Source organism: Arachnia propionica, assembly GCF_003932785.1.
GTDB lineage: Bacteria > Actinomycetota > Actinomycetes > Propionibacteriales > Propionibacteriaceae > Arachnia > Arachnia propionica_B.
In genome coordinates this window covers 1-8,447 of record NZ_RQYT01000068.1, presented here as the reverse complement: position 1 = coordinate 8,447, position 8,447 = coordinate 1, and the positions used below count along the sequence as shown (strand labels likewise).

Genomic DNA, 8,447 nt, shown 5'->3' with positions numbered 1-8,447 from the left:
GGTGGGGTGAGGGGGTCCCGTAGGGGGTGGGTGGTGGCTACTCTTCCCAGTGAAAGGGGACGATGATGACCACTGCCGAGCAGGAGATGCCTTTTCCTGAGGACACGAGGGAGCAGATCTCCGATCTGTCCAGCGATCTGAGCCGTTTGGCTGGGGCGATGTCGGGGGCGACTCAGTTGGGGCAGTGGGATGGGCAGGGTGTGCCGGGTTGGGTGGGGGAGGCGGCAGATGCCTACATGGGGTCGATTCGGATGCTGCATGGCAAGCTCGGCCCGGTCGTGGACGGGATGCGTCATGCAGCTGCTCAGGCAGATATGTGGTACACGGTCCTCGGCGACGCGATTGATCGGGCCATCCCGGAGTTGCATGATCAGTGGCGGGCGGTGGAGCGGAAGCTGGAGGAGCTGAGGTACGGGATCGAGGTCACCTCCTCGGGAGAGGTCTGCAGTGCGGACAAGAAGCACAATGCCATGCTGGAGAGTTACTACCGCGAGGTCGAGATGCCTGCCATCAAGGCGAATTACGATCAGCTCATCGCCAGCTTGAACACCGCGGCCCACGACGCGGCGGCGCAGGTGAGGGTGGCGCGGGAGATGTTCCTGCCCCCGGAGGTGGGGTCCTCCCGGGATGAGATCGGCCAGGAGTTGTTCAAGGACGGCTCCATCCTGGAGGCCCAGACCAAGTGGGAGTACGGTCAGGAGCGGGCGGAGGAGATCGCTGATCGGCTCGAACAGGGTTTTGGCAATGATGAAGAGCTTCGTCTCTTCCTCGAGGAGTACGGTGAGGATCTGAAGTCGCCCTTTGTCGCCACTCCCTTGGGTTCCAGGTTCTCCCCGGAGCAGGTTGTCGACTTGGTCATGGAGGTGAACAATGCCTTGGATGACGACCTCAGCCTTCAACTCATGGAAAGTCTCGGTACCGGGATGGTGCTGGCCGCAGGCGGCGCCAACCTGGATCCTTCGAACCAGCAGGATCAAGAGTTGTTCCTGCTCGTTGATGAGGCGTTGCCGGAGTTGGGTTCTGGAGAAAATACCCTTCACAACAGGTATGCGCAGAAACTCATCGAAGCGGGACGGAAGAGCTATGCGATGCCGTGGTCTGTTCAGGCTGACAACAGCATCAGTGGTGTGGTGGTGTTCGCGCAGCTGATGGGGCAGGCGGCCTCGGTCAATCCGTCATTGGCTCTTGGGGAGGGCTTCTTCAGGGCCGAAGAAGGAGGCGCCTCCTTCATGGATGAGTTACTGCGGGCAGATGCCTTGTTGCGTCAGAGTGATCGTCGGGTTGGCATGGTTGAGGGCTGGCGTATCAATCATGGCATGGAACCTGGGGTGGGGGATCCTGTCCATGCGATGCTCACCTTGATGGATCGACCCGAGGCGCTCGACGAATCCGCCAATGAGGACCTGGTACGTTTCGACCGAGGGCGTCAGCAAGGTGTGAAGTACTTCTTGGCTTCTGATGTCGATCTCTCTGATGTGGACATCGTCGATCACGATTATGACGGTGATAAGGAGATCGGTCGCGGGGACAAGGTGGCGAACGTGGTTCAACACATCATGGGGCGCCGAACGATTGGGCATCCGGCGAACTACTCCGGGTTCATGGATGGAGGTGAGCTGTTCGGCAATCTCGTCCGTGAGGCAGCCATGCCCGAGTCGGCCGAGGGGCGAGAAGATATGACCCCCGAGGAACTGAAGGCATGGCAGGAACGCGATGGGCAAGGAGCAAGAATCGCCTCCGGGTTCCTGCGCGGCTACCAGGAGGGCCTGGAGAACTACGAATCTGAGCGAAGCGATGTTGCCGGGCAGCGGGACTTCGGGGTGGAGAACCCACACATCCGCTCCTCGGCGGGAGACATCCTCGGGCCGAGAATGAGGGGCATCGCCAACAGCTTGGATGGTTACGGTTCCAGGGCCCTGGTTGGCGACGGCGACCCCGACGGCCGGTATCTCATCTCTTTCGACACGGACATGGCGAACCGGCTGCTCGGCCCGAAGGGAGTGTTCATCGATCTCGCCTTCGACGGAGTCGAGAGTCTGGAGGATGACATGCTGACCAAAGGCGCCTCAGGGCTGCCTCAGTGGCAGCCGAGGTCAGCAGTGGACAAGCTCATCATGTGGTCCCACATCGGCTACGACCGCGACCTGCAGGACGCCCTGGAAGGACCCTTCACCCACGGCGCCGACAAGGGCCACCGGGTGCCTCACGTGTCTGGTCGCTGGGCGACTGCATTCCAAACCCTCTTCACCGCTCCCGACGGGGCATCCGCGGAAGCGCTCGAGGCCGTCAACAGAAGGAACGCGTGGTGGCAGCGAGCAGTCCACATCACCGCAGACGCTGGAGCAGGGGGCTTGGGACTGGTGACAGGCCCCGTGGGTGGTCTGGCAACGAGCCAGGTGAACCAGCACATCGTTCATCCGGTCATCGATGTCGCGCTACCTGATGACTTCCAAGTCAGCGAGGGGTATGTGCCGAAAGGTGAAGTGGTCGAGGAGTACATGAGCGGCATCCTGTTGAGGCGGGCGCTGATTGACCTCGACCTGGCTGCAGAGAGCCCTGATTTTGGGCAGTATGTAATTGATAATCCGGTTTTCGGGGACGAAGTGCTCGACGAGAATGGTGATTTCAAGTCTCCGGAAGCTTTGAATGAAGATTCCCTTTCCGCGCTCAAGACGTACGTTGTTACGGGGCTTCCGGGTTGGGAGTTCGGGGAGAGTTTCAGGGTGATGGATCTTGCGGTGTTGCAGGCAAGTCAAAAGATTAAAAGTCAGAAGATTGACTGGGGTCGGACGGAGGTTGGGCAATCATGATTTTTCGTTCTCGGTTCCTGTTGCTGGGAGTGGTGCTTGCCATTTGTCATCTCTTGGTGGGGTGTCGTCCTGCTCCGCTTGTCGAGGAGGTTGACACTGTCTGTTGGGAGTATCCGGAGCACGGGAGTTACTCTTTCGTCCTCGAGCCGGGATGGGGAAATAATACCGGGAGGGATATGGGAGAGGTGCCCTATGCGGTGACCTTTGAGGGTGGTGAGTCGTATGAGACGCCGACGCTGGCGGTCATCAACTGGGGGTACGATAGGCCATACACTCGGTGGAAGAAGGTGGGGGAGTGCTTCCCCCGTGATGAGGTGTTTGATGGATGGATTTCCCTCATCAAGCGGGACACCAGGGATCGGATCTTCGGTGAGGAGTTGCCGGAGCGGGTGATAGGGGGTGAGCGGGCCCGTGGGGTGACCTACCGGTGGGTGCGGAATGGCCTGTTCATGGAGGTGTGGCTGGTGCCGAGGCCTGATGCAATCTGGGAGATATTCCTGTTCCCGGGTGAGGGGGAGACGGTTGTCCCGGAGGAGTTGTATCGGATGTTGGACTCGTTCCGATGGGTCGCACCGCGCCGACTGCCGACGGCAGGTGAGAGTTGAGGGATGTGCTGATGCGGCGTGGTGTCTGGACCGGCTGGGTGGCGACTCTTGTGATCTGCCATGTTCTTGCGGGGTGTCGTCCTGCGCCGCTGGTCGAGGAAGTTGACACTGTCTGCTGGGAGTATCCGGAGCACGGGAGTTACTCTTTCGTTCTGGAATCAAGGTGGGAGCCGAAACCGGGCGCGGACATGGGTGAGGTGCCTTATGCGGTAACTTCTGAGGGTGGTGTGTCATATGTGACGCCAACGCTCGCGGTCGTCACTTCGGATTATCAGCGGCCATACACTCATGGGAAGAAAGTTGGCGACTGCTTTCCGCGGGATGAGGTGTTTGAAGGATGGGTTTCTGTTCTCAAGCAGGACACTCGGAATCGGATCTTCGGTGAGGAGCTGCCGGAGCGGCTGATCGGGGGCGAACGGGCCCGTGGGGTGACCTACCGAGCGGTGCGAGATGGCCTGTTCATGGAGGTTTGGCTGGTGCCGAGGCCCGATGCGATCTGGCAGATCTTTCTGTTCCCCGGTGAGGGAGAGACGGTTGTTCCGGAGGAGTTGTACCGGATGCTCGACTCGTTCCAGTGGATCGCCCCCTCGCGTTTGCCGACGGCAGGTGAGAGTTGAAGTGTCAGAAAGGTGTGAGTGATGGTTGATCTGGAGTTCTCCCGGGATGCGGCCGGAGTGAAGGCGAAGGAGTCGTGGCACGATGCTGACACGTTTGCCATCATCGGCTCGGAGTCGACGAGAATGACTCCTCGGGGCGCGTTCAGCGACTCCCCGCTGGGAGAAAAGTTGGATGGGGTGGTGACGTTACGTGAGGTGTTCACCTCGTTTCGTCTCGATGTGTCGAATGTGATCCTGGAGTTCTCCGATGCGTGTGCGGTGTTGGGGTCGGGGACTGAGTCGGCGGTGTCGAACATGGACAGCACAGAGATCCGCTCGAGCAGTGAGTTCAAGAACATCGAGTCTCGGCTCGGTGGTGAGGGCGGATGAATTGGGCCGCCGGGCCCCGGCTGACGCCTCGGCGGCCCCGTCCACGGCCGGTACCGGTCAGGCATGTCATCCGGATGGTCAGGAAGAGTAGTGGACTTGCCGTCGCCGGGGCGTGGAGCAGGTAGGTTCGACTCGATCGGTGATGGAGGTGACCGGATGAAGTCCAGGCTGACCGGGGCAGTTGTCGCAGGCCTTGCGGCCTTGGCCCTCGTCTCGTGCGGCGGATCGGGCCCGGAGCCCGCACCCACACGGACAGAGGGCGACGCCTCACCCACCGCCACGGAGGACACCCGTCCCCCCATCGAGCAGATCATCGGGATCAACCTCAAGATGCACCGGGACGTCCTGCCCGAGGGCGTCGAGCAACCAGCCAGCTGGGGAGCCGTCGCCTTCAACCCCGACGGCACCGTCACCGGCGACGAGTCCCTCCTCTACATCTCCAATCCCACGCACTGGCAGCGGGACGACGACCTGTTCAAGCTCTGCACCGAAGAGGCCTGCGAGTACTGGTCCGAGTGGTACGTGCGGAAACCGGAGCCGGTCGACGGTCAGCTGCCGACCTTCGAGCTGGTCTTCGCGGGTGCGAAGGACGAGGCCGGCAACGAGATCATTCGGGTCCTTCAGGTCATCGAGTGACCACCCTCACCTGACGAGGTACAGCGCGGACACGACGGTGAGGACGAGGATGAGTCGCTCGAACCACTCCTGCGCCAGCCTTCGGAAGATGATCCGCCCCAGCCACGTCCCGACGAGCACCACCGGAACCAGCGCCAGCAGCGGAACCACCATCCCCACGTGGAACAGCCCGAGCCCCGCGGAGAAGGGCAGCTTCGCCACGTTCACCAGGAAGAAGAACCACGCCTGGGTGCCCATGAGCCTGCCCATCTCGAACCCCGCCGCAAGGAAGTACAGCATCATGACCGGCCCACCTGCGTTCGCGGTCATCGTCGTGAACCCCCCGAGCGTGCCGTAGCCGATCCGGGTCGCCACCCCCTCACTGGTCAATGTGGTCAGCCCTCGTCGCCGCCCCCACCAGGTGAGAGCGGTCAGGGCCAGCAGGATCACCCCGATCGTGCGGCGCATCGTCACGTTGTCCACCCAGGCCAGGAACAGTGCACCCAGTACCAGCCCCGCCACCACCGTCGGGATGAGACGACGCAGGGTGGCGAAGTCGGCGTCACGACGGTAGGCGCGAATCGCCACGAGATCGCCGACGAGCAGCAGCACGAGCAGCATTGCCGTCGACTCCCTGGCGGGCAGCACTGATGCGAACAGCGCGACTGCCAGGGTGGCGAGGCCCGGCAGCGCGGTCTTGGCGATGCCGACGAGCAGGGCACCGAGGACCAGTGCCGACCAGATCGTGGGAGAGTCGATCACCTGATCACCCCGGGGGGACGAGTACGTTCATGAGTGGCCCCTCAGAAGCTGCCGGACCCCGTCGGCTGGTTCGTGAACCGGCTGTAGTGGCCCTGGAAGAGGGCGTCGATCCGGTCCAGCTGGCCGTTGCGGTGCTTGAGGATGTGGAAGTTCGCGAGGCCGCGTTCCTCGTCGGCCGGGTTCTCCTTGTACATCTCGGGGCGGTGCAACATGATGACGATGTCGGCGTCCTGCTCCAGCGAGCCCGACTCGCGCAGGTCGCTGAGCTGCGGCACGCCGTCCTTGCGCTGCTCGGTGTTGCGGGACAGCTGGGAGAGAGCGATGACCGGCACCTCGAGTTCCTTCGCCAGGAGCTTGATCTGGCGGGAGAACTCGGAGACCTCCAGCTGACGCGACTCCACCTTCTTGCCCGAGGTCATGAGCTGGATGTAGTCGATGCACACCAGTTGCAGGTTGTGGTGCTGCTTCAGACGTCGGGCCTTCGCGCGGATCTCCATCATCGTCAGGTTGGGGGAGTCGTCGATGAAGAACGGTTTCGGCATGAGCTGGACGTGCTTGTCGGTGATGCGTTGCCAGTCGGATTCGTCCATCCGGCCGCCACGGATCTTCTGCAGCGGCACGGACGCCTCCGCGCTGAGCACCTTCATGACGATCTCGGTGCGGCTCATCTCGAGGGAGAAGAAGACGGTGGCAAGGTCGTGGTGGAGGGCTGCGGACCGGCACACGTCGAGGGCGAAGGTGGATTTCCCGACGCCGGGACGGGCGGCGACGATGACCATCTGGCCCGGGTGGAGGCCGTTGGTGAGGGTGTCGAGGTCGACGAAGCCGGTGGGGACGCCGGACAGGGCGTCGCCGGAGTTCTCGATGGCCTCCATCTCGTCGAAGGTGGGTTCCATGAGTTCGCCGATGGACTTGTAGTCGTCGCCCGCCCGCTTGCTGGACACCTCGAAGAGGGTCTGCTGGGCCTCGTCGACGATCTTGTCCACCTCACCCTGACCGGCGTAGCCGAGCTGTGCGATGCGGATGGAGGCCTCGACGAGGCGTCGCAGGATGGCCTTCTCCCGCACGATGTCGGCGTAGTAGCCGGCGTTGGCGGCGATGGAGATGGAGGAGAGGAGATCGTGCAGGTAGACGGCACCGCCCACGCGTTGCAGGTCGCCTGCGCGTCCGAGCTCGGCAGCGACGGTGATGGGGTCGGCGGGTTCCCCCTTGCCGTAGAGGCTGATGATGGCCTCGAAGATGGTTTCGTGGCGGGGCTGGTAGAAGTCGCGGCCCTTGACCACCTCGACGACGTCCGAGATGGCGTCCTTGCTCATGAGCATGGCGCCGAGGACGCTGCGTTCGGCCTGCTCGTCCTGGGGTGGGGTGGGTCCGGCGGGTGCCCGTTCCTCGAACTCCTCATAGGGCTCTGACATCTACTCCTCTTCTCCGCGGAGAGGAACCAATCTAGACCCCGGCCCTGACATCGTCGGGTGGGCCTTGGGAGATTTCTGTGGAGAACCCTGTGGATGGCTGTGGGAAGTCCGGGGACGAGGGGCCGTCCCTCGTCGTCAACCTGAGGAAAAGTCCCGATTCTCCGTTATGGAAATGTTATGGAAATAAACCGTGTGGGAAACTGTGAGGAAAACTTCGGGAGGCTGTGGACAAGTTGTGGACAGCCGCTGACCGGGGGAGGCGGTCCGGTGGTCCGTGTTCACCAGCGGTCGTCTTCGGGTGGGGGTGCTGGGGTGAGTGTGGTGGTGTCGCCTGCTGCGAAGTGGGAGGGGTCGACTGTGGGTGGGTCGTCGTTGATGCGGGTGACCTGGTAGCCGATGAGGGGGCGTTTCTTGTCCTTTTCGTCGCGGCCGGGTGCTCCTCCTGGTGGGGTGTTCCACATGCCGGGGCTGGTGGGGCGAGTGGTCTGTGCGGGGGCGCCGGGGTTGGGGGATGGGTTGGTTCCGCATCGGGGTTCTCCGGGGGTGCGGCTGCTGGGTCCGCCACCGGTTGAGGGGGTGTGTGAGGGACCACCGGAGCGACGAGGCCCACCGGAGGCCGGAGAATCAGGGGCGCCTGTGAATGGGGAATCCGAAAGTTCAGCGAGAAGCCCTTCGAGGGTGCCATTCGCCTCATCGAGGATGCGCAGGGCCTCCTTCTCGCGCTCAAGGTTGCGTTTCTCGGCGATCCTCTTGTTGTGCTCGAACACGGACATGTAGACCTCGCCGAAGTCCACCATCGCCATTTCCTGCAGGCGTGTTGAGTTTCGGGGTCAGCTGGGAGAACTGCGCGTTGGCGTGGGAGATTGCCTCGCGTAGATCGGTGAGGGTTGACTGGATCTCGGCCAGGGTGGTGGTGTCCGTGGATTCGACCGAGGCCAGGGCCGCCAGTTTACGGAGGCGTTCATAGTTGGGGCTGCTGGGCATGGGTCAGGACTCCTGCCGGGGGTGAGGCGAAGCAGAGGGATTGAGGCTGATCGGCCCTCCGGGCTCGGACGGAGGATTCAGCACCGACTTGAGGGCATCGAGACCCGCCTTGGCGTTCTCATCCGTCGCCTGGAGCTCCGCCACGCAGCTCCGCAGCCCGGCAGTGAATTTGTCAAGCTTTAGAGGGTGCGCGGATAGGCGCATCTACTGCGGTCGCCCCGGTGACCCCCTGGCAGCGTTGTCCTCCTCGAACGCACAATCCAGTGCGCT

Annotated in this window: 8 protein-coding genes; 5 read left to right on the top strand and 3 right to left on the bottom strand. The window is 62.7% G+C overall.

Annotated features, from left to right (window positions below; genetic code table 11):
* Positions 1 to 62 precede the first annotated feature (62 nt).
* From EII35_RS15015 to EII35_RS14995, 5 genes are all read left to right on the top strand, one after another.
* Positions 63 to 2,810: a hypothetical protein gene (locus EII35_RS15015; RefSeq protein WP_125229274.1), complete on the top strand. Its 2,748-nt coding sequence runs from the start codon at positions 63 to 65 to the stop codon at positions 2,808 to 2,810.
* A complete protein-coding gene (locus EII35_RS15010) occupies positions 2,807 to 3,415 on the top strand; it encodes a hypothetical protein (protein ID WP_125229273.1) in 609 nt (202 codons plus the stop codon). Before EII35_RS15015 ends, EII35_RS15010 begins: the two co-directional genes overlap by 4 nt.
* Positions 3,412 to 4,032, top strand: coding sequence for a hypothetical protein (locus EII35_RS15005; protein WP_125229272.1), 621 nt, complete (start codon positions 3,412 to 3,414; stop codon positions 4,030 to 4,032). Before EII35_RS15010 ends, EII35_RS15005 begins: the two co-directional genes overlap by 4 nt.
* Before the next feature lie 21 nt (positions 4,033 to 4,053).
* Positions 4,054 to 4,401, top strand: a complete 348-nt coding sequence (locus EII35_RS15000; RefSeq protein WP_125229271.1) for a hypothetical protein — start codon at positions 4,054 to 4,056, stop codon at positions 4,399 to 4,401.
* Between the two features lie 156 nt (positions 4,402 to 4,557).
* Positions 4,558 to 5,037: a hypothetical protein gene (locus EII35_RS14995; protein WP_125229270.1), complete on the top strand. Its 480-nt coding sequence runs from the start codon at positions 4,558 to 4,560 to the stop codon at positions 5,035 to 5,037.
* 6 nt (positions 5,038 to 5,043) lie between these two features.
* On the opposite strand, the gene EII35_RS14990 is transcribed toward EII35_RS14995, so the two are convergent.
* From EII35_RS14990 to EII35_RS14980, 3 genes are all read right to left on the bottom strand, one after another.
* Positions 5,044 to 5,778: a sulfite exporter TauE/SafE family protein gene (locus tag EII35_RS14990; RefSeq protein ID WP_125229269.1), complete on the bottom strand. Its 735-nt coding sequence runs from the start codon at positions 5,776 to 5,778 to the stop codon at positions 5,044 to 5,046.
* Between the two features lie 41 nt (positions 5,779 to 5,819).
* Positions 5,820 to 7,193 (bottom strand): replicative DNA helicase, encoded by a 1,374-nt coding sequence (dnaB, locus tag EII35_RS14985; RefSeq protein WP_125229268.1) that lies wholly within the window; start codon positions 7,191 to 7,193, stop codon positions 5,820 to 5,822.
* Between the two features lie 278 nt (positions 7,194 to 7,471).
* Positions 7,472 to 7,990 (bottom strand): hypothetical protein, encoded by a 519-nt coding sequence (locus tag EII35_RS14980; RefSeq protein WP_125229267.1) that lies wholly within the window; start codon positions 7,988 to 7,990, stop codon positions 7,472 to 7,474.
* Positions 7,991 to 8,447: the final 457 nt, after the last annotated feature.

Bases quoted from the DNA above. Each gene is read 5' to 3' on its own strand.
- dnaB (WP_125229268.1), bottom strand. From the start codon at position 7,193: ATGTCAGAGCCCTATGAGGAGTTCGAGGAACGGGCACCCGCCGGACCC.
- EII35_RS14980 (WP_125229267.1), bottom strand. From the start codon at position 7,990: ATGGTGGACTTCGGCGAGGTCTACATGTCCGTGTTCGAGCACAACAAG.
- EII35_RS15010 (WP_125229273.1), top strand. From the start codon at position 2,807: ATGATTTTTCGTTCTCGGTTCCTGTTGCTGGGAGTGGTGCTTGCCATT.
- EII35_RS14995 (WP_125229270.1), top strand. From the start codon at position 4,558: ATGAAGTCCAGGCTGACCGGGGCAGTTGTCGCAGGCCTTGCGGCCTTG.
- EII35_RS15015 (WP_125229274.1), top strand. From the start codon at position 63: ATGATGACCACTGCCGAGCAGGAGATGCCTTTTCCTGAGGACACGAGG.
- EII35_RS15000 (WP_125229271.1), top strand. From the start codon at position 4,054: ATGGTTGATCTGGAGTTCTCCCGGGATGCGGCCGGAGTGAAGGCGAAG.